Here is a 22,081-nt window from a genome sequence, read left to right as displayed (position 1 = left end):
AGATACCCGCATAAAAAAACGCACACGACAATCGTCGTGTGCGACCAAAATACTATTTTGTTTTTTTACCTGTCTACTTGACAGGGAGCAGTTCAAAGATACCCCGGATTTTTCATTATAATTTACTTCTTGTTTTTCACATTTTGAAAATTAAATTCTTCATAAGGACTAATTTCTACACCGTCTAAAGCTGAACTGTAAACATTATATTTTTGCGGGTGCAGGATAAAGATCAGCGGTGCTTCGTCAACTAAGATTGCCTGGATTTCGCTGTATATTTCTTCTCTTACTGCATCATCTGACTCTCTGCTGCCTTCTTCAAGCAGTCTGTCTACCTCATCATTTTCGAAGAAAGCACGGTTTCCCGGACTGCCTATTCTTGAAGAGTGAACCAGCGGTGTCATCGCATTGTCTGGATCTCCCGTTGAGTTCCCCCAGCTCATAATATATAAGTCATGTTCTCCGTCTCCTGTTGCTTCGAGGAACGTGCCCCATTCCAGCTGTTCTATTTCCAGTGTAATATTTAATTCTTCAAGAGACTGCTGCAGCCAAATCGCGGTATCCACACGTTGAGCATTATCGCTGTTCACCATCATCGTCAATGTAAATCCATCTTCATAACCTGCTTCTTCAAGCAGCCTTCTTGCTTCTTCCATATCATATTCCAAAGGTTCAAGTGACTCATCAAAGCCGAAAACATCAGGCGCAAGCGGAGACACTGCTTCAGTACCGGCACCGTTATATATGCCATCTATTACAGCCTGCTTATTAAAGGCATGTGTCAGTGCCTGGCGCACGCGTTTATCCTGTAAATATTCATTTTTTGTATTTAAGCCTATGTACTCAAGAGCTACGGACTGAGTTTCATTTAAAACCAGGTCATCATTAGACGTTATTCTATCCTTGTCACTTGGCGGTACATCTGCTGCAACATCCGACTGCCCTGTCTCAGCTTCCGCAATCCTTGAGGATGCTTCGCTTACTACTTTTAATGTTAAATCAGCAACATTGACGTCGCCATTCCAGTAGTTATCATTTCCTGTCAGAACTGTTTGTTCACCGGGTGTTCTGCTGTCATATTTCAAATATCCCGTTCCCGACGGATTTTGTTCCACTACCGTACTTGTATATTCAGTTATTCGCTCTGCAATTTCTTCATGGTCGCTGCCGCCAGCTTCACGTATTTCATAATATTCACCCAATGTGACATCAAGTCCAGCTTCATCAAGCGCATACTGATAATCTTCATCAATCAGTTCTTTCGATAGCATATCACCGGCGCCATGTGTCAGATGGCCGAGTAAAGGTGAAAATGGGTATTCCGTAATAATCTCTACCGTGTATTCATCGACTGCATTCACTTCTTCAATCATCTCAAGAACGAATGCCCTTGTTGAGCCCCGGCTCGGATCAAGCAGACGGTCGAAATTCGCCTTCACTGTCTCGGCATTAAATTCACTGCCGTCATGAAATTCGACACCTTCCCGTAAAGTGAACTGCCATGTTACATCATCTATTTGTTCCCATTCTGATGCGAGTTCCGGAACGATATCAAGATTCTCATCCTGGCTGACCAGCCCTTCATAGATGTGAGACCTCATCTTTTCAGAAGGTGTGTCGTTACTTCCGTGCGGATCCAGTGATACTGCATCTGCAGGTAATGACTGGGTAAGTGAAAGTTTCTCTGCAGTTTCACCAGTATCATTTGATATTTCCGATGAAACTTCGCTGTCATCCGAACAGCCTGCCACTGCAAAAATTAGCAGTAATGCTAATAAGTACGTTCTAAATGTTTTCATATTATACCTCTTTGCTATGTATTTAAATCATACTATATCACTAGGCTTTTTGTTCGTCTACATAATTTCTGAATAATTTAATAGTTGGTATTAAAAAAGTACACATATGACGACTCATATGTGTACTCAAATATTTTTATTGTCTTAAGAATCCTTTTTCTTTTAAGAGTGTATCTACATCGAGACGCTGTTTTTTACTGAGCATCTCTGTCACCTGTTCGCTCCACTTATCATCGCGTTTGCCGTTTGTTCTGCTGCTGTAATAATCGCTGATACGCTGGTCGTAGGCATCGATATCATCTTGAACTTCTTCGATTTTCTGGTATGTGTTTTCATGATAAACTGCTTCAAATGGCAAACGTTCTTTTTTCGAACCGTCTTCTCCCAGTTCAGGGTAACCAGCTACCATGCCGAAGAGTACAAACGCGCCTTCCGGCAATCCTAAAATTTCTCCCGCTTTCTTAATGTCATTGCGCAGTGAACCAATGTAGCAAATACCGAGTCCCATACTTTCTGCTGCGGTCGCTAGATTTTGTGCAGCCAGACTGGCATCTACGACACCGACAATCAGATTTTCTGTTTTATCATATGAAATTTCTGTACCTGCCTGTTTTGCAAGTTCCTTATGACGATAAAAATCCACCACAAAAACAAACAGGTGACCGTTATGTTCTACATAGCTCTGCGTACTGATTTCACGCAGGGCTTTTTTCTTCTCAGGGTCAGTGACCCCCATAATAGAATACGCCTGTACGTAGCTTGATGTACTTGCACTCTGGGCAGCACCGACGAGTGTTCTGATCGTGTCTTCAGATAATTTTTCATCTGTAAATTTCCTTAAAGAACGATGATTATTTAATAATTTAATAACGTCATTCATTTAAAAATCCTCCTATTTCAGTCCAGGATACTCCTGCTGTCTTAATGCTTCATATACCAGTATACCGACGGTATTCGATAAATTCAGAGAACGTACCTTATCGGTCATCGGAATTCTCATCAGTGATTCCTGATACTTTTCCTTCAGCCAGTCAGGCAGTCCTTTTGTTTCACGACCGAAAACAAAATAATGCCTCTCGTCTGTACTGCTGTAATCCATATCGGTAAAATTCTTTTTACCGAATTTTGAAATCATATAATACTTTCCTTTGTTCTGTTCAAAAAAATCTTCAATTGTTTCATACTCGTAAAGTTCAAGGTCTTTCCAATAATCGAGACCTGCACGCTTCACGTATTTGTCTTCCAGACTGAAACCGTACGGTTTAATCAGGTGGAGCGGCGTGCCTGTAGCAACGCATGTCCTTGCAATATTCCCTGTATTTTGAGGTATTTCCGGTTGGTACAGCACAACGTGGTTCATCTTTTTTCCTTCTTCCTAACTCGCTTCTTGTATGCCCATAAGCATTTCTTTTTTCACATCGTCATCGGTTTCGATGCCGTATCTTTCATAAATATAATCAAGAGCTTCATCTCCTGAAATCTGACCGATTGCCCAGTAGGCAGTGCCTTTAATTACCGGACGCACATCCGTTTCAGCAACTTGTTTTAGTATATCAATTGCCGCAGTTTCTTTAAAGTGCGCAAGTGCAATGATTGCATTCCGCTGAATCGGCTTCTTGCCGCGCCAGACTCCTGCAAGGTGGCCATACGTTTCGTTAAATTCACGATTTGATATTTGCAGCAGGCTGGTGAGCTCAGGTTTTAAAATTTCCGGTTCAAGAACAATATCTTCATGATGTTCTGTATTGATGCCTCTGTTCCGCGGGCAGACCTGCTGGCACGTATCGCAACCGTAAAGCCGGTTCCCTATTTTAGAACGGTACTCCACCGGCATGAAACCTTTCGTCTGAGTAAGAAATGAAATGCATTTTTTAGAATCCACCTGCCCGTTTCCGACGAGTGCCCCTGTCGGACAGCGGTCTACACAGATATTACAATCTCCGCAGGAATCCAGCAGCTCTTCATCCGCAGGAAATGGGTAACTTACAATCATTTCACCGAGGTAGGAATATGTCCCGAGTTTCGGATTGATGATAAAACCATTCTTTCCTGCAAATCCAAGACCGCTCCGGCGTGCCACTTCCCTGTCGCTCAGCACACCTGTATCCACCATTGATTTACAATCAATGGACGGATCAAGTTCTTTAATAAAGGCTTCCAGTTTCTCCAGTCTCGTTCGAAGCAAGGTATGGTAATCCATTCCCCACGAAGCTCTCGCAAAGATACCGCGGCGTTCACCCTGTTTCGATTTCGGCGCATTGCGCAGTTTATTTGGATACCCGACCGCAATAGACACTATGCTTTCTGCATTGGCGAGACTCGCTTTCGGATTGGTCCGCTCCTCAATCGTACCCGTCTCAAATCCCGACTCATAACCATTCTTATAATAATCAATAAGCTTAGCTTTAAACTCTGTGAACGGTTCTGCCGTCGTAAATCCGATATCATCGATACCAATCGTATGTGCATATTCAATTACACGTTCTTTAAACTCATGACGGTCCATAATTCCCCATCCTTTATTTGCAATATTTTCTAATGTGTTTTATATTATTAATAACAAATACACGTGCGAGGTGAACTGCAGGACAATGAAGTAGATTATCCTTTTTCTTATGACATATTTAAGTTTATTTATTATGCGAAAATTATGTCGAAATAGGGTAATATCTGCAGCTCATTTATAATATATAACCTCATATAATTACACTCTTCTCTATTTATAATAAGAGGAGATAGAATTATATATTGTATTATACTGTGCGGAGCCTTATTTCGACAACGAAATGAGGCTCTTTTTTATGATGAATCTTAATAAAATTACTTTAGAGATTAACGGTGAAACAATACTTGCGATTGATAATATCACTGTACAGGAACACAAAACAATCGGTCTGATTGGCCGTAACGGCAGTGGAAAAACGACTCTGCTGAATTATATTGCCAATAATGCAGAGCAGCTTACGAACGAGAATATAATTTATATTCCCCAGCTTAAAAACACCGATTTTAAAAAAAGCGGCGGAGAAACGACTAAAATTTATCTGCAGGAAGGTCTGAAAAATTCAGCAGGCGTCATTTTACTGGATGAACCGACAACGCATTTGGACGAAACAAATGCTGCATGGCTGTTCGATCAATTGAAGCAAAAGAAAGCCCTTAAAATAGTCGCGTCCCACGACCGGGATTTTCTGGATAAAATTGCAGACGAGATATGGTCGATAGAAGATACCAAAATCGCTGTGTATCCTGGAAGCTACTCGCATTACAAAGAAATTGAAGCACATAATAAACAGCGTGCAAAACTCGAATATGATAAATACATTCGGGAAAAACAGCATCTGGAAAAAGCAGTTGAGAACAAATCCAGACAGGCTGCTTTGTCGAATAGAGTGTATGACAAAGAAACAAAACGGTATGTTACTAAAGAAACACCCTACTTTAATAAAATGCAAAAGAAACTGGATAAAGTACGAACGAGTATGGAATCACGACTGAATCAGCTGGAAGAAAAAGAAAAACCCGAAGAAGAAAAACAGGTGATTTTCTATACTCAGGACATTGAAAAACTCGGCGGTAAAACTGTAATCCGGCTCGAGCGTGAAACTGTAAAAAGACAGGAGAAAGAGCTTCTAAAAGATGTTTCACTTTATTTAAAAGCAACCGATAAAGTAAGTATTACCGGTAAAAACGGTTCAGGTAAAACGACTCTGCTTAATTATATCTACGAGAAGTATCAGTTCTCGAATCTGGATATCGGCTACTTTTATCAGCAGCTTGAGTCTCTGGATTTAAATTCGAGTATTCTCAAAAACATTCAGAACAGCAGCAATTACGATGAAACCGCTGTCAGAACCGCACTTGCCCGCTTGAACATTAAAGGAGATGAAGTTCATAAAACAGTTTCCGTGATTAGCGGCGGAGAGCGTGTAAAAGTTCAACTCGTTAAATTGCTGATGTCGAACAGTCAGGTGCTGATACTCGATGAACCAACGAACTTTCTGGATGTCCATTCGATTGAAGCGCTCGAGGATATGCTGAAAAGTTATCCGGGACTAATGATTTTAGTCTCTCACGATAAACGTTTCCGGGACAGTATTGCAGAAACTTCCTACAATATAGAAGACCAGAGACTGGTGAACCCTGATACTCCCCCGCCGAGAAATTCTTCCAAAGACGAACTGCTCGTGCTGGAAACTCAGATTACCCGTGTACTCAGTGAACTGTCGGAAGGTTCCACTCCTGAACTCGAAGCTGAGTTCGAGCGTTTGCTTCAAAAGAAAAAAGACCTGAAAAGTCATTAGATTGACAACGGCGAACCCTGCTGTTATTCAGCTAAAAGCAAAGTCCATACAAAAAAGGCATCCCCCAAAAGGGTGCCTTTAATCGTTATTATATCTCATAACCCGTCTGATACGTTCAGGTATCATAACAATTTCAGCCTTCATATCTTCAGGTCTGAAAGTTTTATCAATACAGCGTTCCCAGTATTCTAAATGTTTTTCATCAAGGTCCGCTTTGGAAATTTTATCTTCAGGTTGATTGTCATCCTGAACACTGTACCAGTATAAGTATTCCACATCATTAAAAGCTTCACGGAAGATAGTTTCAACGAACATTTTCTCGCCTTCGAGATTCATGAGAACGTCATCCATATGATTATGCATATACTCAATCCACTCATCTACCAGTTCATTTTTACCTTCTTTAACTCTGTATTTCGTCAATTCTACTCTCATGATTGCTCCTCTCTTAAAACGGCTATCTATTTAGTATTTAGGTTTAACCTATGTATTATTAAAATTAATTAGTTTAATATATTATATATATCTTTTTTGATTACTTGTATTAACGCTATTATAACGTTTTTTAATCTAAAAACAACGAATATCAGACATCTTAACGCAACTTACGCACCGGAGGTATCATTTATGAAACTTATACTTGGCTCACAGTCTAAAAGACGCCGTGAATTACTCTCACAGATTGGTCTGGAGTACGAAATCCTTATACCGGACGCTGATGAAAAACAGATTACAGACAGCGACCCCGAAACTAAAGTCATCGAAACTGCAAGATTAAAAGCATCTATTTTGACGGCAGATGATAATTCAATACTGTTAACCTGTGATACAGTAGTCAGCCATAATCAAATAATTTATGAAAAACCGGCCACAATTGAAGACGCACGTCAAATGATAAGGGCTTTATCCGGAAGCACTCATGAAGTGTACTCCGCTGTGATATTAAAGTCAAGAGACTTTGAAGAAATTATTTCCGACAGTACAGAAGTTACTTTTTATGACCTGTCAGAAGAGGAAATTGAAGAATATATTCAGACAGATGAACCGTATGACAAGGCTGGCGGATACGGAATTCAATCTTTTGGAGCAGTTTTTGTTAAAGAGATAAAAGGCGATTATAATACGGTCGTCGGCCTGCCGCTTGCTAAAGTCTACAGAGCCTTAAAGAAATACGGTTTTTAAAATTTGCGGCTTAAATAAAATTTTGGAGTAAGCAAAAAGACGGCTTGAAAATTTTGATTTCAAGCCGTCTTTTACATCAGGGCTGGTATGACAGACTGTCACGCTTATTCCAAGCCCCAATTCTATTTATATATCAAATAAAGTATTAAATGCTTCACTCATTACAGGGTGATTGTACATCTGATCACGAAGTACTGTATAAGGTATATCGTGATCCATAGCGAGTTTAGCCAGGTTAATCAGCTCTTCTGAGTTCACGCCATATAAATGCACTCCAAGAATTTTTCCGCTTTCTGTATCCACCACTGCTTTAAATAAACCGCGCAGTTCATTATTGATGTGAGATCTCGGGTGACCCGACATCGGCATACTGTTTTCATCCGCTTCATAGCCCTCTTCTTTTGCTTCCTGCAAGGTCAGCCCAACGCGGGAATATGGCGGATCTGTAAACATGGTGTAATGCACGTTTGTCCGCGAATCGTATGAATACTCACCATCATCAAATAAATGAGTTTTTACAATACGGTAATCATCCAGAGATGTGTAAGTAAACTGGAAGCCGTCTTTTACATCGCCCATCGCGTAAATATTATCAGCAGTTGTCTGAAGGTGATTATCAACTTTGATTCCGCCGTTTTCAGTCAGCTGAACTGAAGTGTTATCCAGTCCGAGTCCTTTAGTATTGGGTTTTCGGCCTGTAGCAAATAAAATCGCATTTGATGTCTGCTCTCTCCCGTTTGATAAAGTAACGGTAATGTTACTGCTGCTTTCTTCTTTGACTTTTTCTGCCCGCTCACCGAAGATAAAATTAATGCCACTCTCTTTCATATCCTTTGTAATTTCATTTCTGATATCTTCATCTTCGTCTTTTAGAATCTCATCGGCAGGCACGATAACACTGACTTCTGAACCAAAAGCATTATACATCGTTGCGAATTCAAGTCCAATGTATCCACCGCCGACAATCGTCAGCTTATCCGGCAGTATTTCTTCGTCTATCAGCGTTGTGCTCGTATAAACTTTATCAGAGTCTATATCACCCTCGAGCGGCGGTATGCTGGTCTCTGCACCAGTATTAACGAAAATATTATCTGCACTCAGTACTTCTTTTTTGCCGTTTTCTGTTTCTACTTCAATTTCCTTGTCGCTGATAAAAACAGCAGTGCCATCGTAAACTGTCGCCTTGTTTAAGTCTGCAATACTGTGATAGTTTTTATCACGCAGTCTCTCAACGACTCCGTTTTTGCGTTCTACGGCAGCTCTGTATTCACTGCCGTTCAATGCGTCATGCATCAGCAGCTTCGTCGGAATACAGGCTATATTAATACAAGTTCCGCCGTACATTGTTTTATCTTTTTCTATTAGTGCCACATTCCAGTCACGGCCGGCGAGGTCCCCTGCCAAAGATTTACCGGCTTTGCCGAAACCGATTATTATTGCATCAAAATGTGTCAACCGCAGCATCTCCTTAATATTCTCAAAAATTAATCAATTTCTATATTCCCTTCAGAACCATTTTTAAAACAGTTCTTCTGCCAGCAGTTTATAGACATTGAGACGCGCTTTTTGAGAGTGAGGAATGCTGCAGATCATCGCTTCGTCAAATCCATACTGGATCTGTTCTTCCTGCAGGCGTTTGGCGATTTCTTTGGCAGAACCGACTAAATGCAGTTTACGGCCTTCTTGAATTTTCATGCGGTCCATTTCTGTCAGCGGAAAGTCCTCGGCCTCTTCGGGAGTCAAAACTTGTCCCCTTCGTCCTTTCATAAACTGCAGACGCCAAATATCCTGCGGTTTAGCTTCAAATTCTGCTTCTTCAGCAGTTTCTGCTGCCGTAACCATATAAGATACATTAATTTCAGGTTTTTCCATAAAAGAAGATGCTTCAAAATTATTTTTATAAGCATCGAGTATTTCTTTTGACAGCTGTCCGTTAAAGAACTGGGCGAATGAATAACCCGCGCCTCTCCGGCCAGCTTCTACCGCACTGTTGCCGCTCGAACCGAGCAGCCACGATTCAGGCAGAATGATATTCGACGGTGTCGCAATTGTTCTGTTATATAAATCAGATGAAGGCACTTCGTCATTAATCAGCTGCAGTGCAGTATCAAATTTCTCATACATATTATGCACTATCGGTGTACGTCCCTCGGACAATGCGTAAATGGAAAACTGATCTCCGCCGGGTGCTCTTCCCATGCCAAAATCAATACGTCCGGGAGCGAATGCGCTGAGTGTTTTAAAAACTTCGGCAAGCTTTAACGGAGAATAATGCATCATCATGACACCTCCGGTACCGATTCGTATGTTTTTTGTTTTAGCTGCCAAATGTGCCGCTGTAATTTCAGGAGCTGAACTTGCGTAGGCGGACGTGCCGTGATGTTCTGCCATCCACATTCGTTCATAGCCGAGCTGATCGCCAAGCACAGCCAGTTCTTCCGCTTTTTTTAAAGCATCTGCTGGTGTGTTGCCTTTAGTAATGGGAGCTTGATCCAGTATACTCAGTTTCATAGTTAATACATCCTTTAAATTATATTTATCGGTAATCTACTCGCTTTAAAGAATATCAATTAACGGCCTGTTATAAAAACTAAGTGCTTAGTCATAAAAAAATATTCCCTAATATTCATTTAAGAATATTAGGGAATATTGACCCATTTATATCTATATCATTTTCAGCTGTATAATCTGATTATTATGCTTCTGCAGGATTGAACTGTAACTCAAGGTTAACTTTAACGTCTTTAGAAACCATAACGCCGCCAGTTTCAAGAGCCTGGTTCCAAGTTAAACCGAATTCTTCGCGGTTGATTGAGAAGTTTGATTCAAATCCGTAAACATCAACGCCCCACGGGTTTAATGCCTTACCATTGAACTCTAAAGGAACAGTAATTTCTTTAGTTACATCTTTAATAGTTAAGTTCCCAGTCACTTCGTAGCTGGAACCTGAACCTTCAATTTTAGTAGATTCAAATGTAATATCTGAATAGTTTTCTGAATCGAAGAAATCAGCTGATGTTAAGTGAGCATCACGGTCTGCAACTTTAGTGTTGATTGTTGCTGTGCTTGCTTTTCCTGTAACCTTCGCTGTTGAAAGATCTTCCATGTCGTCCACATCAATATCAATTGTCCAGTCGCCGAATGTTCCTCTGACTTTAGTTACCATCATGTGTTTTACCATAAATTCTAATTCCGAATGCGCTTTGTCTAATATAAATTTAGCCATAATTAAATCATCCTCCATAGTTTTATTTTTCGTTAATACTTCGCTTTCGAACTATCACATTAATTATGATAATATACTTAGTTACAAAAAGCAAGTAACAAACTTAAAATAAATTAAATTTGATATATTTAAGTCTGTATTGAATCAGTTTCTCATTATCTGAAAATTAAACCTTTTTTGACACTCTGTATTAATATATTGACCTTTATCGGCTAGGCGTGTATCCTTAATCTCATTAATTAAATAAATTCTTATCCAGAGAGGTGAAGGGACTGGCCCGTTGAAGCCTCAGCAACAGACTATTTGGTACTGTGCTAATTCCAGGAGCAGACGCTCAAAGATAAGCTGAGGACTTCCCCATCTCTTATCTTTACAAATAAAAGATGGGGATTTTTTAATAGGAGGATAAATTATGTCTAATAAAAAAGGCGGCCCGGTATCCTTGCTGCCCCTAGTTATATTTGTAGCCTTATTCATTGGTACCGGGCTTCTGGCAGGAGATTTCAATGCTATGCCGATTCCGCTAGCAGCGATCCTTGCGTCAGTTGCAGGTTTCTTTTTATATTTTAAAGAACCGTTTAAAGATAAATTAGCTGCTTACTTTCAAGGCGCAGCACAGGAAAACGTCATACTTATAGTTGTTATTTTCTTGCTTTCCGGTGCTTTTTCCGGCATTGCAGGAGCTATGGGAGCTGTGGATTCAACAGTAAATATGGGATTAACATTTCTTCCCCCTAGCCTGCTTTTAAGCGGAATTTTTATTATCTGCTGTTTTGTATCACTCGCTATGGGAACCAGCACAGGCACTGTTGTAGCAATTGTACCGATCGCCATTGGTATCGCAGACCAGACTGAAATCGGACTCGCACTCGCTTTAGCCACTGTTATTGGCGGGGCTATGTTTGGTGATAACTTATCGTTTATTTCTGATACAACCATTGTTGCTACACGTACTCAGGGTGTCAAAATGATTGATAAATTCAAAGTGAACTTTTGGATTGTGCTGCCGGGCGCTATCCTGACCATAATTACTTTATATTTAATTACTGCCGACATCTCACTTAGTCAGACAGGAAATTATGACTTTAATTTTATTGAAGTCATTCCATATCTTTCTGTGCTGATTATCGCACTCCTCGGGGTCGATGTCATAATAGTGCTGCTGAGCGGAGCAGCAATTTCAAGTCTTCTCGGCTTGTTGACAGGAGCTTTCGATATATTTACGCTGTTTTCAGCGGCTGGTGAAGGTATTGCAGGTATGCAGGAAATTTCAATTATCACAATACTAATAGCCGGTATGATTGGTCTAGTCAGTCATTACGGAGGTATCACCTATCTGCTCAATACTATTATGGGCAGAATTAAAACGAAAAAAGGCGCCGAACTCGGTATCGCAAGTTTAGTCAGCGTTACTGACGTATCCACTGCCAATAATACAATTTCAATAATGATGACGGGACCTCTCGCAAAAAACATAGCTGAAGAATATGAAGTGGACCCGAGAAAATCTGCAAGTATACTCGATACATTCGCTGCAGGATTCCAGGGTCTCATTCCTTACGGCGGACAAATGCTTGCAGCTTCAGGACTCGCCGCCGGTATCTCGCCTGTGGAAATTATGCCGTATTCCATTTATCCAATTCTGCTGATTATCAGCGGAATTATTGCGATATTAATTGGATTCCCAAGAAAGTATTCAAAAGTCAAAGTTAATTAGAGAAAAATCTTTCGGATTCAGCAGATGCTGGATTCGATTTTTTATTTAAAAGTTGCCGTGGCGGCTTTCAATAAAAAAAGCGGAATATGCCCATGCACACTCCACTCTCTTTATTGTTCAAATATAATTTCCTTAATCATATGCATTTCTTTAGCGTATATTGAATGTTTTATATCTTCGACAGTTTCTTCAATGATTAAATAAGATTCTCTCGCCTTTTCGACTTTCCCTGTTTCAAACAGACTGAGCGGGTACACCAGACTTCTGACAGCGAATAAAATCCGGTCCAGCGGATACTGGGCTTGCGGACGTTCATACATTTGATAAGCAAAGTTTTCTAAAACATACTCATAATCCTGCTTATAATAAGCCAGTTCTAGCTCAAATATCGGCAGATACTGTTGGATATAATCTCTGTTGACCATCGGGTCATCGTTTTCTTTTTTTATCACTGCTTCCTTTCTTGCTTATCCACAGTATAAGTTTTGCTGCTTTAATCATTATTATTTTTATCTTCCTGAACAGCCGTGTGATTGACGAGTCCAAAGCGGATGTATCGAAAGTTGCTGATGAGCTTGAACTTTCAAAAACAGTTTATGAAAATGCCGGTAACTAATATTGTCTGCTATAATAATGAGTAACATATACCGCATGAGGATGTTTTTATGAAGAATTATAAAAAAGAATACGAAAAAATATTTCAAACCCTTTCAAATGATGATCAGCTGGCTTTTCAGTCGCTGAATAAGGAGTTTGATAAAAACTTCGTTACTGAAGATGCAAAATTTGAAAAGCTGTACATAATGGCAGCTGCAATGACCGATTCTGGTAAAGATTACGTTGAATACTATAATGCCAAAACGAAAGATGTTGCCCGCGTCGCTTCTAAGCATCTGCCTAAACACCGGAATAATTACTGGTCAGATGCTGCCATTCTCGGTGTGTATTTTGCCGTACTGTTCTCGGCAACAATATTTTTCTTTGGGGAAATTGTTATTTCGCTTGTACTGCCCGCTGTGATTGTTTTAATACTGGCTATGGTGCCATTCATGAATCATGGTATCAAACATCAGTCGTCCGGTCATGGCAACAGGCAGATGATATCAAGTATCTTGTTTTTAATTCTGTTTGTCAGCGCTAATTTATTGATATTGTTCATGAATTCAAAAACGCTCAGTCCGTTAAAAATTGCATCTTACGATTCTTCATTAATCGACACGCTGCTTTATGCAGTCTTTGTTATCGTAGCAGCCGCTTCACTTTACTTTATCTTCAGTACTGATTCATGGGCGAGCAGATTAATTTTTATCGTTCTGCTGATATACAGTGCGGGGCGCATGATTTATCCTTTTGATTTTTTAAACGGTTTGTCCCAGTTTATCGTTAAGTACTTCATGTTTATCGGGCTGATTATTATCATTACCGGACAGTATGTCAGGTCTAAACAATCTAATACAGAAACTTAATAAAAAAGCAGCGTTCCGCTTTCACGGAATGCTGCTTTAATTTAATTCATATCTTCATTTTTTCTCAATCTGAAAGCGAGAATAAAACCGATAAATGCAAGTATTCCTGCAAACAGGAAGGACATATTCACTCCGTGAATCATGCCTTCAACTCCTTGTTCCGGTCTTGCCATATTCGTCATAATAGAGACCAGAAGAGCTGTCCCTACTGCACCGGCGACCTGTCGCATGGTATTGTTCATCGCAGTACCATGCGGCACCAGTCTGTTTGTCAATCTGTTTAATCCAGCTGTTGTTACCGGCATCATCACCATTGCGACACCGAGCATACGGAACGTATTAACGACGGCAAGATAAGTAAATGTAGTTTCAGTATTCAAAGTAGCAAACATCAGCGTGGTTACTGTAAGCATGCCGAGTCCGATAATTGCCAGCCATTTTGCTCCGTATTTATCGAACAGTCTGCCTGTCACAGGACTCATAATTCCCATTATCAAAGCACCCGGGAGCAGCATCATGCCGGATTCCATTGCGCTGAAACCGAGCATCGTCTGCATGAAGATGGGCAGTATCACTGCTCCGCCGATCATAGACATGAAGACAATCATTCCCAATGATGTAGATAAGGTGAATATTCTATCTTTAAATACACCAAACTCTAAAATTGGTTCTTTCAATCTATTCTGGCGCTTAATGAAGAGTACAAGGGCGATTGCACCAATAATTATCGGCAGTATCACCGCAAGGCTCAGCCAGCCGCTGTTGCCGGCAGCACTGAATCCGTAAAGCAGTCCGCCAAAACCGAACGTCGACAGAATAATAGATGTCATATCCAGTTTCGGGTTCGTTTTCTCTGTCACATTTCTCAATATAAAATAAGCCACGATAAGATCGATCGCTACAATTGGCAAAATCATGTAGAACAAACCGCGCCAAGGATAGATGTCGATAAACCATCCTGACAGAGTCGGTCCGATGGCCGGTGCGAAACTGATAACAAGACCGAACATTCCCATCGCTTTCCCCCGCTGGTCACGTGGATAAACCAGGAAGAGAATCGTCTGCATCAGAGGCATGACAATACCTGCGCCCGCCGCCTGCAGAATTCGTCCCGTTAAAAGTACTGGAAACGACGGAGAAATACCGCAAATCAGCGTGCCGATGCCAAACAGTGACATCGCAGTGAAGAATAAAGTTCTCGTTGAGAACTTATTAATTAAAAAAGCTGTAATAGGTATCATAATACCGTTAACAAGCATAAAGACTGACTGCAGCCACTGGGCAACATCCGCATCCAGATTTAAATCCGTCATTATATGAGGAATCGCAGTAGCGAGGAGCGTCTGATTTAAGATTGCTGCAAATGCTCCCGATAACAGCACAGCCATTAATATCGTTCTGCTTTTGCCTGTGAGCTGATTATTATTTTCATTTTCTAAAGACATTCATTTTCCTTCTTTCATAGACATAACACAATTAATGATTGTATAATACAACTATATCTTAAGTCAACTATATAAGCTGAAAAATTTGGAGGCTGAATTTATAAATGGTAAACGAAGAATCTTTAGAAATTCTGGAACTGGAAATTGCTATGATGGTCCGTGCTTTACGGAGCCGCACTGTTGATTTGGATGAAGCCCAGGAACTGAATCGTGCCAGCTATTTAATCCTGCTGCTCATTTCAAGAAACGGACCGATGGGTGTCAAAAGTATTGCCGAAAAGCTTCATCTCGATATTTCCACCGTCAGCAGACAAGCTGCCGGCTTATTGACAGAGGAGCTGCTCGAAAAAAAACAATCCCGGACAGACCGCCGTTCATATATATATGATATAAACAGCAAAGGCTGGGATGTTATCGCACATACGCGGAAAAACCGCAAACAGCGTTTTTCAAAAATGATAGATAAATGGGAAGATGAAGATATCGATGAATTTGCCCGTCTGCTTCAGAAATTTAATAATTTAATGAATTAAAACAAGCCGCTTCATCTTTTTAATTAAAGTGAAACGGCTTATTTTTATTTACTTGTCTGTTCATTAAAGAATTTAATTATTTTAGTATTCATATCATCCTGATTTTCAGTGTATAAGTACTGATGCCCTTCATTTTCATATGCAGTAAGCTCTACATCTTTTTTTTCTTCTTTCATTCTTTCATACATCTGGACCGATTCAGAGTATGGTACTCTGACGTCGTTATGCGAGTGAAATATTTTAAGCGGACAGCGTATTCTCTGAGTATTGTTCAGCGGTGCAATGCACTGCATAAATTCATCGTGCTCGCCGATAAAACCGTACTCATACGAACGCTGTTCCCGGCGCCAGGCCGGTGTGTTCGAGAGCAGTGTTGTAAAGTGCGAGATGCCGACAATATCGACAGCACCTTTCCACAATTTAGGAAATTGAGTAATCAGCAGAAGTGTCATAAAACCGCCGTAGCTTCTTCCCATAATAAAAATGTTGTCTTTATCAGCCTGATGTTTGTTAATTAAATGCTGCCGCAGTTCAACAACATCTTTCGCAGCATCCATACGTTTTTCCTGATTATCAAGACCGATATAAAATTTAGAATATCCCGTCGATCCTCTGATATTCGGTACCGCAATCTGATAACCTTCTTTATAAAGCTTATAATACAATTCATTAAATTCTGGACGCGCCTGCGATTCCGGCCCGCCATGCACGTGAATTGCGGTTGGTGCTTTATCGTTCTGCTGATATAAATAATACGGCACATCGAGTCCGTCAAACGACGGGTATGTCGAGTATGTTGTATTGATTTGAGTATCGATTTCTTCATTGCCGAATAATTTTTCTGTACTGCTGACTGTTAAATCAAATTCATACACCGCATGCGGTGTTGCCATATCCGAATACAGGACGTACAGCTTGTCTTGTGAATTAGCCAGTGAGTGCACTACTCCGCAGCTTGAAAAATCAAGCGTTTCTAAAAGATCATTCCGGACATCGTATTTAAATAGTTTGGAAAAGCCCTTTTTATTCACTTCGAAAACAATATTATTTTTATCTTCGAGCACAATTACTTTCTGAATGTCCCATTTAAAATAAGTCAGTTTTTTGAATTCAAAAGTTTCTTTGTTTAATTTATATAAATTTAAATGACCTTCCAAATAATCGCTCGTAAATAGAGCTTCCGTATCGTTCAGTGATCGGTAATTACCAAACCGCCCTGACGGCAGTTCTGTATCTGTTAATTCCCCTGTTTTGACATTAAATATAAAGATTTTTTTATCTAAATTATTTATTGCCTGACTCATCAGTATATGATTATCATCTAATTTCCCAATAATCGAAGACGGTTCTTCAAATGAACTAAGAACTTTCTGCTGTCTGTCCGAATAGTTTATCAGCTCAAATATTTTACCTTCTTTATGATTTCTCAAAAAGATAAAATCGCCATTCATATATACACCGTAATGGTGATAATAATCATCATCCGCCGTAAGCTGCACCTTTTCTTCTTTGTTAGTGTAAGTCAGCTGTTCGCGTTCATTGCCGTTTAAATCTGTTGCTGTTAACAGTCCTCCGTCTGTAAACCAGTAGTTTTTAACGTTCTCCTGCTCGTTTGTTACTTTGACATAACTCTTATCTTTTAGATTGTAGCTGTGCAGTTCACGTTTGCCTGTCTCATCTGAGATGACATATAAATTTTCTTCGCTTTTGTCCAATTTCAATGATAGATATTTAGTAAACTCCGTCACTTTGGCACCCTCTTTTAATTATGTAATCCTTATATATAAAAATACCCTAATCCTTAAAGAATTGTAAGGATTAGGGCTTAAATTAATAATTATTGCATATTAAAGTAATCTACAGCAATCTGCGTGCCGACTTTAGCGTTGTTATACACTAATTTAATATTGGCTTCCAGGGATTTACCTTCAGTTTTTTCTACAATTTTACCTAGCAGGAACGGTGTTGAATCTTTACCGCCAATGCCGTTTTCTTCAGCTTCTTTAACAGCTTCCATAACGATACCGTCAATATATTCTTTAGGCAGTTCATCGCTTTCTAAAATAGGGTTCGCAATTACTGTGCCGCCTTCAAGTTTAAGGTCGTGCTTCGCTTTAATAATTGCAGCGATGTCTTCAGTTGTTTCAGACACAGTGTTTAATTTAATATCACTTGTACGTGTAAAGAATGCCGGCAGTACTTCCGTTTGATAGCCGATGACCGGTACACCTTTAGTTTCAAGATATTCCATCGTCTTATCAAGGTCTAAAATTGATTTAGCTCCAGCACAGATAACAGCGACATCAGTTTTCCCTAACTCGTCAAGGTCCGCTGAGATATCCATAGTTTCTTCCACACCGCGGTGAACACCGCCGATTCCGCCTGTAACGAAGAATTTAATGCCTGCCATTTCTGCACAGATCATCGTCGATGCCACTGTCGTTGCACCGATGCGTTTAGTCGCAATAATTTCTGCCAGGTCGCGGCGTGAAACTTTCGCTACACCTTCAGAGTTACCAAGCTTTTCAAGTGAAGCTTCATCGAGACCAACTTTAATCTTGCCGTCCATAATAGCAATTGTTGCAGGAACTGCGCCGCCTTCGCGAACAATATCTTCTACTTTTTTAGCCATTTCAACGTTTTGCGGGTAAGGCATACCGTGAGAAATAATAGTTGATTCAAGTGCAATTACCGGTTTATTGCTTTCCAGCGCTTTTTTAACATCCGGGTGTAGTTCGATTAAATGATTCATTTTGCTTCCTCCATGTCTTTAATAAGTTGTTTTTCTGTTAAATCCTGACGTACGGTATATTCTGTCTCTATTGTCTTACTGCTGTTCATCATCGCCATCTTCACGATGTCATCGATTGGATAGCCCTTCAGCCAGCCGAACACGATAGCGCTGGAAAATGAATCTCCAGCCCCTGTGACGTCGACAACCTTGTCCGATGGTATTATGCTGTATATCTTACCGCCGTCGCTCTCTCCGCTGTAAGCTATCGATTTGACGCCATTTGTAACAATAACGTGACTAACACCTGCTTCATTCCACATTTCTGCTGCTTTAAGCAGATCTTCATCGCTGTCAATTTTAATTTTAAAGTGTGCTTCTGTTTCGTCTCTGTTAACAATCAGCCAGTCAACTGCATTTAAATTATCCGGCATACGGTTCATTTTCGGTCCCGACACAGGTATCAGCACAAGATTAAGATCGTGCTTCTCTGCATAAGCACACAAGAAGTCAAGAGACACTTTCGGCGTGTTTAAATCTGCAATAATACATTTCGCACGCTTTAATATGTATGTCTGTTTAATCAGCACTTCCGGTGTCAGATAATCGTAGATGTTCATATCGGCAAAACCGTATTCCATCTCACCTTCATGACTGATTAATGCAGTATAGCAGCCTGTACTCTGTCCTGCAATATGCTCAGCAAAATCGAGATTGATAAACGGTGCAGTTAAATCGTGAATTGTTTTCCAATCACCATCATCGCCCCGTGTCGTAATCAGAGCAACGCTCTCTCCGAGTCGTCCAAGGTTCTCACCGATATTGCGCGCAACACCTCCGACTGAATGTGCAGACTGAATAGGATTCGAAGTACCGTGTATCAGCTGATCATGAACAAAGAATTTGCGATCCAGGTTAGCAGCGCCTATACAGACAATTGGATACTCTGCATTCAGTACATATGCCTGTCCCTGAATAAATTCTTTCTTCACAAGCTCGGATACAATCGCAGCCACAGAAGAATTAGTCAGACCTACTTTTTTAGACAGTTCAGTTTGTGATATGAAAGGGTTATCTTTTATATGTTTTAAAACGTCATTTTCTTTAGGATGCATTGCTATCCTCCTAACTCACTTTTTACTGCTTTAAATTATATATGATTTAAGCAATAAAAACTTATTTTAACACAAAATAGAACTGTTTTTGTTAATAAGTCACATCATTTATGAATTTTATGAGAATATTTTCACTAAATAGTATTTAATAGTATTTAAAATCCATTTTAATTATATCCAGCATGACTCTTCATTACAAAAATAAAAAAAGCACTGTGCCAACAGCACAGTGCTAAAGTATACCACCGGTCGGGATCGAACCGACACTCTCTTAACGAGAATTGGATTTTGAGTCCAACGCGTCTGCCTATTCCGCCACGGTGGCTCATTAAAAAAAAATACTAATTAGTCATCTAATTAGTTAAAAATATAAAGCGGAAGATAGGATTTGAACCTATGTCTTGCTTCAGGAAGAAGCATGTTCTAAACACTAAACTACTTCCGCATAAAAGTATAGTTTAAGGCGCCAACCGGATTTGAACCGGTGATAGAGGATTTGCAGTCCTCTGCCTTACCACTTGGCTATGGCGCCAAAGGAAATCTATAAAAAACTGGGCTGGAAGGATTCGAACCTTCGCGTCACGAGACCAAAACCCGTTGCCTTACCGCTTGGCTACAGCCCAAAAATGGGGCGGCTGATGGGGATCGAACCCACGCATGCCGGAACCACAATCCGGTGTGTTAACCACTTCACCACAACCGCCATTTTAATAAAATGCAGGGGTAGTAGGAATCGAACCCACATCAAAGGTTTTGGAGACCTCTATATTACCATTATACGATACCCCTATACTAATGGAAGGGGGCAGATTCGAACTGCCGAACCCGAAGGAGCGGATTTACAGTCCGCCGCGTTTAGCCACTTCGCTACCCTTCCGTAAAGAATGCCGGCCAGAGGACTTGAACCCCCAACCTACTGATTACAAGTCAGTTGCTCTACCAATTGAGCTAGGCCGGCTTAAATGGTGGTTCAGGACGGAATCGAACCGCCGACACTGTGAGCTTCAATCACATGCTCTACCAACTGAGCTACTAAACCACTATGTATAAAATTGTCAGATAAAAATGGCGGTCCCGACGGGAATCGAACCCGCGATCTCCTGCGTGACAGGCAGGCATGTTAACCGCTACACCACGGGACCTAATATAAACTTGCATGAAAATAATTGCGGGAGAAGGATTCGAACCTCCGACCTCCGGGTTATGAGCCCGACGAGCTACCACTGCTCCATCCCGCGATAATATTATTAAATTAAAAATGGCGGAGGAAGAGGGATTCGAACCCCCGCGAGCCGTTAAGCCCCTGTCGGTTTTCAAGACCGATCCCTTCAGCCGAACTTGGGTATTCCTCCGCGATATTAAGTTTAAGCTATGGTGGACCTTGCAGGACTCGAACCTGCGACCCAACGGTTATGAGCCGTTTGCTCTGACCAACTGAGCTAAAGGTCCATCAAATGGTGGCGGCAGAGGGGATCGAACCCCCGACCTCACGGGTATGAACCGTACGCTCTAGCCAGCTGAGCTACGCCGCCGAGTTAAATTGATTATCACTATAACTTTGACTTTTAAAATAATGGTGGAGACTAGCGGGATCGAACCGCTGACCTCCTGCGTGCAAGGCAGGCGCTCTCCCAGCTGAGCTAAGCCCCCATTATAACATTTATTCTTTTAAAAGAGTCGGGAAGACAGGATTCGAACCTGCGACCCCTTGGTCCCAAACCAAGTGCTCTACCAAGCTGAGCTACTTCCCGTTTCTATAAGCGCGCCCAAGAGGAGTCGAACCCCTAACCTTCTGATCCGTAGTCAGACGCTCTATCCAATTGAGCTATGGGCGCATTACATTATTTAATTCAATATGGTGCCGAGGACCGGAATCGAACCGGTACGATAATCACTTATCGCAGGATTTTAAGTCCTGTGCGTCTGCCAGTTCCGCCACCCCGGCTTAAACTGGAGCGGAAGACGGGATTCGAACCCGCGACCCCCACCTTGGCAAGGTGATGTTCTACCACTGAACTACTTCCGCTGACTATACTATTAATAAATACTGTTTTAAAATGGTGCGGGTAAAGGGAGTCGAACCCCCACGCCGTGAAGCGCTAGATCCTAAATCTAGTGCGTCTGCCAGTTCCGCCATACCCGCATATTTGAATGTGAGCCATGCAGGATTCGAACCTGCGACCCTCTGATTAAAAGTCAGATGCTCTACCAACTGAGCTAATGGCTCTTAGTTAAGAGATGGTGCCGGCCAGAGGACTTGAACCCCCAACCTACTGATTACAAGTCAGTTGCTCTACCAATTGAGCTAGGCCGGCACATGGTGGAGAATGACGGGTTCGAACCGCCGACCCTCTGCTTGTAAGGCAGATGCTCTCCCAGCTGAGCTAATTCTCCATGTAAGATACTATTATCTTATATTTATATTAATAAATCAATCATTATTTAAATTTTTTCTAAAAAATATGTACAGCCTGGCAGCGTCCTACTCTTGCGGGACGTCAGTCCAACTACCATCGGCGCTGGAGAGCTTAACTGCTGTGTTCGACATGGGAACAGGTGTGGC

At 41.0% G+C, this 22,081-nt stretch carries 19 protein-coding genes, 23 tRNA genes, 1 rRNA gene and 1 riboswitch; of the genes, 6 read left to right on the top strand and 37 right to left on the bottom strand.

The genetic code is table 11. The annotated features are described in order from the left end of the window. Positions 1-122: 122 nt before the first annotated feature. From DFR63_RS01050 to queG, 4 genes are all read right to left on the bottom strand, one after another. Complete coding sequence (locus DFR63_RS01050; RefSeq protein ID WP_115883913.1) at positions 123-1,799, bottom strand: glutathione ABC transporter substrate-binding protein; 1,677 nt, start codon at positions 1,797-1,799, stop codon at positions 123-125. Positions 1,800-1,935: 136 nt separating this feature from the next. Continuing rightward, on the bottom strand, positions 1,936-2,679 hold the full coding sequence (gene nfsA, locus DFR63_RS01045; RefSeq protein ID WP_115883912.1) for an oxygen-insensitive NADPH nitroreductase: 744 nt from the start codon (positions 2,677-2,679) through the stop codon (positions 1,936-1,938). Positions 2,680-2,691: 12 nt separating this feature from the next. Further along, complete coding sequence (trmL, locus tag DFR63_RS01040) at positions 2,692-3,159, bottom strand: tRNA (uridine(34)/cytosine(34)/5-carboxymethylaminomethyluridine(34)-2'-O)-methyltransferase TrmL (protein WP_115883911.1); 468 nt, start codon at positions 3,157-3,159, stop codon at positions 2,692-2,694. Between the two features lie 15 nt (positions 3,160-3,174). Then, positions 3,175-4,305, bottom strand: a complete 1,131-nt coding sequence (gene queG, locus DFR63_RS01035; RefSeq protein WP_115883910.1) for a tRNA epoxyqueuosine(34) reductase QueG — start codon at positions 4,303-4,305, stop codon at positions 3,175-3,177. 295 nt (positions 4,306-4,600) lie between these two features. Here queG and abc-f point away from each other — a divergent pair, with 295 nt between their 5' ends. Further along, entirely contained in the window at positions 4,601-6,103 is a 1,503-nt protein-coding gene (gene abc-f, locus DFR63_RS01030) for a ribosomal protection-like ABC-F family protein (protein ID WP_162842247.1), read from the top strand. A gap of 78 nt (positions 6,104-6,181) precedes the next feature. On the opposite strand, the gene DFR63_RS01025 is transcribed toward abc-f, so the two are convergent. Next, a complete protein-coding gene (locus DFR63_RS01025) occupies positions 6,182-6,538 on the bottom strand; it encodes a DUF6176 family protein (RefSeq protein WP_115883908.1) in 357 nt (118 codons plus the stop codon). Positions 6,539-6,730: 192 nt separating this feature from the next. Between DFR63_RS01025 and DFR63_RS01020 the strand changes: the two genes are divergently transcribed. After that, positions 6,731-7,285, top strand: a complete 555-nt coding sequence (locus DFR63_RS01020) for a Maf family protein (RefSeq protein ID WP_115883907.1) — start codon at positions 6,731-6,733, stop codon at positions 7,283-7,285. 126 nt (positions 7,286-7,411) lie between these two features. Here the strand turns inward: DFR63_RS01020 and DFR63_RS01015 are convergent, their stop codons facing one another. The 3 genes from DFR63_RS01015 to DFR63_RS01005 form a co-directional block, all read right to left on the bottom strand. Continuing rightward, entirely contained in the window at positions 7,412-8,749 is a 1,338-nt protein-coding gene (locus DFR63_RS01015; RefSeq protein WP_245954100.1) for an FAD-dependent oxidoreductase, read from the bottom strand. A 54-nt stretch (positions 8,750-8,803) separates the two neighbouring features. Beyond that, a complete protein-coding gene (locus tag DFR63_RS01010) occupies positions 8,804-9,796 on the bottom strand; it encodes an MsnO8 family LLM class oxidoreductase (protein WP_115883905.1) in 993 nt (330 codons plus the stop codon). A 184-nt stretch (positions 9,797-9,980) separates the two neighbouring features. Continuing rightward, on the bottom strand, positions 9,981-10,511 hold the full coding sequence (locus DFR63_RS01005) for a YceI family protein (RefSeq protein ID WP_115883904.1): 531 nt from the start codon (positions 10,509-10,511) through the stop codon (positions 9,981-9,983). Positions 10,512-10,759: 248 nt separating this feature from the next. Next, positions 10,760-10,858, top strand: a riboswitch (SAM riboswitch). 65 nt (positions 10,859-10,923) lie between these two features. Between DFR63_RS01005 and DFR63_RS01000 the strand changes: the two genes are divergently transcribed. After that, positions 10,924-12,228, top strand: a complete 1,305-nt coding sequence (locus DFR63_RS01000) for a Na+/H+ antiporter NhaC family protein (protein ID WP_115883903.1) — start codon at positions 10,924-10,926, stop codon at positions 12,226-12,228. Positions 12,229-12,338: 110 nt separating this feature from the next. Here the strand turns inward: DFR63_RS01000 and DFR63_RS00995 are convergent, their stop codons facing one another. After that, positions 12,339-12,680, bottom strand: a complete 342-nt coding sequence (locus DFR63_RS00995) for a hypothetical protein (RefSeq protein WP_115883902.1) — start codon at positions 12,678-12,680, stop codon at positions 12,339-12,341. 11 nt (positions 12,681-12,691) lie between these two features. On the opposite strand from DFR63_RS00995, the gene DFR63_RS11675 reads away from it, so the two are divergent. Then, positions 12,692-12,844, top strand: a complete 153-nt coding sequence (locus DFR63_RS11675; RefSeq protein ID WP_162842246.1) for a hypothetical protein — start codon at positions 12,692-12,694, stop codon at positions 12,842-12,844. 49 nt (positions 12,845-12,893) lie between these two features. After that, complete coding sequence (locus DFR63_RS00990; protein WP_115883901.1) at positions 12,894-13,694, top strand: hypothetical protein; 801 nt, start codon at positions 12,894-12,896, stop codon at positions 13,692-13,694. A gap of 41 nt (positions 13,695-13,735) precedes the next feature. On the opposite strand, the gene DFR63_RS00985 is transcribed toward DFR63_RS00990, so the two are convergent. Further along, a complete protein-coding gene (locus tag DFR63_RS00985; RefSeq protein WP_115883900.1) occupies positions 13,736-15,139 on the bottom strand; it encodes a DHA2 family efflux MFS transporter permease subunit in 1,404 nt (467 codons plus the stop codon). A gap of 104 nt (positions 15,140-15,243) precedes the next feature. On the opposite strand from DFR63_RS00985, the gene DFR63_RS00980 reads away from it, so the two are divergent. After that, complete coding sequence (locus DFR63_RS00980) at positions 15,244-15,672, top strand: MarR family winged helix-turn-helix transcriptional regulator (RefSeq protein WP_115883899.1); 429 nt, start codon at positions 15,244-15,246, stop codon at positions 15,670-15,672. Between the two features lie 44 nt (positions 15,673-15,716). On the opposite strand, the gene DFR63_RS00975 is transcribed toward DFR63_RS00980, so the two are convergent. From DFR63_RS00975 to rrf, 27 genes are all read right to left on the bottom strand, one after another. Next, complete coding sequence (locus DFR63_RS00975; RefSeq protein WP_115883898.1) at positions 15,717-17,420, bottom strand: alpha/beta hydrolase family protein; 1,704 nt, start codon at positions 17,418-17,420, stop codon at positions 15,717-15,719. An 89-nt stretch (positions 17,421-17,509) separates the two neighbouring features. After that, complete coding sequence (locus DFR63_RS00970; protein ID WP_115883897.1) at positions 17,510-18,424, bottom strand: pseudouridine-5'-phosphate glycosidase; 915 nt, start codon at positions 18,422-18,424, stop codon at positions 17,510-17,512. After that, on the bottom strand, positions 18,421-19,518 hold the full coding sequence (locus DFR63_RS00965; protein ID WP_115883896.1) for a carbohydrate kinase: 1,098 nt from the start codon (positions 19,516-19,518) through the stop codon (positions 18,421-18,423). Before DFR63_RS00965 ends, DFR63_RS00970 begins: the two co-directional genes overlap by 4 nt. 240 nt (positions 19,519-19,758) lie before the next feature. Beyond that, positions 19,759-19,843 (bottom strand) — tRNA-Leu (locus DFR63_RS00960). 48 nt (positions 19,844-19,891) lie between these two features. Then, positions 19,892-19,963 (bottom strand) — tRNA-OTHER (locus tag DFR63_RS00955). A 16-nt stretch (positions 19,964-19,979) separates the two neighbouring features. Continuing rightward, a tRNA-Cys gene (locus DFR63_RS00950) sits at positions 19,980-20,050 on the bottom strand. Positions 20,051-20,069: 19 nt separating this feature from the next. Next, positions 20,070-20,141 (bottom strand) — tRNA-Gln (locus DFR63_RS00945). A gap of 4 nt (positions 20,142-20,145) precedes the next feature. Continuing rightward, positions 20,146-20,221, bottom strand: a tRNA-His gene (locus DFR63_RS00940). Between the two features lie 15 nt (positions 20,222-20,236). Further along, positions 20,237-20,307, bottom strand: a tRNA-Trp gene (locus tag DFR63_RS00935). 7 nt (positions 20,308-20,314) lie between these two features. Further along, positions 20,315-20,395: transfer RNA gene (locus DFR63_RS00930), tRNA-Tyr, on the bottom strand. Between the two features lie 8 nt (positions 20,396-20,403). Next, positions 20,404-20,476 (bottom strand) — tRNA-Thr (locus DFR63_RS00925). A gap of 5 nt (positions 20,477-20,481) precedes the next feature. Beyond that, positions 20,482-20,557 (bottom strand) — tRNA-Phe (locus tag DFR63_RS00920). Between the two features lie 27 nt (positions 20,558-20,584). Continuing rightward, positions 20,585-20,660, bottom strand: a tRNA-Asp gene (locus DFR63_RS00915). 24 nt (positions 20,661-20,684) lie between these two features. Next, positions 20,685-20,756: transfer RNA gene (locus tag DFR63_RS00910), tRNA-Met, on the bottom strand. Positions 20,757-20,777: 21 nt separating this feature from the next. Beyond that, a tRNA-Ser gene (locus tag DFR63_RS00905) sits at positions 20,778-20,870 on the bottom strand. A gap of 20 nt (positions 20,871-20,890) precedes the next feature. After that, positions 20,891-20,967 (bottom strand) — tRNA-Ile (locus DFR63_RS00900). Between the two features lie 6 nt (positions 20,968-20,973). Further along, positions 20,974-21,050 (bottom strand) — tRNA-Met (locus DFR63_RS00895). Positions 21,051-21,092: 42 nt separating this feature from the next. Continuing rightward, positions 21,093-21,168: transfer RNA gene (locus DFR63_RS00890), tRNA-Ala, on the bottom strand. Between the two features lie 27 nt (positions 21,169-21,195). Next, a tRNA-Pro gene (locus DFR63_RS00885) sits at positions 21,196-21,269 on the bottom strand. Between the two features lie 10 nt (positions 21,270-21,279). After that, positions 21,280-21,353 (bottom strand) — tRNA-Arg (locus tag DFR63_RS00880). Between the two features lie 21 nt (positions 21,354-21,374). Beyond that, positions 21,375-21,463 (bottom strand) — tRNA-Leu (locus DFR63_RS00875). Between the two features lie 6 nt (positions 21,464-21,469). After that, a tRNA-Gly gene (locus DFR63_RS00870) sits at positions 21,470-21,544 on the bottom strand. Positions 21,545-21,576: 32 nt separating this feature from the next. Continuing rightward, positions 21,577-21,661 (bottom strand) — tRNA-Leu (locus DFR63_RS00865). Between the two features lie 11 nt (positions 21,662-21,672). Further along, positions 21,673-21,745, bottom strand: a tRNA-Lys gene (locus DFR63_RS00860). A 12-nt stretch (positions 21,746-21,757) separates the two neighbouring features. After that, positions 21,758-21,833, bottom strand: a tRNA-Thr gene (locus tag DFR63_RS00855). 3 nt (positions 21,834-21,836) lie between these two features. Beyond that, positions 21,837-21,912: transfer RNA gene (locus DFR63_RS00850), tRNA-Val, on the bottom strand. Between the two features lie 75 nt (positions 21,913-21,987). Continuing rightward, positions 21,988-22,081 (bottom strand): 5S ribosomal RNA (gene rrf / locus DFR63_RS00845); the annotation flags it as partial.

The organism is Jeotgalicoccus halotolerans, from assembly GCF_003387165.1.
GTDB lineage: Bacteria > Bacillota > Bacilli > Staphylococcales > Salinicoccaceae > Jeotgalicoccus > Jeotgalicoccus halotolerans.
This window is presented reverse-complemented; position numbering and strand designations above follow the sequence as displayed.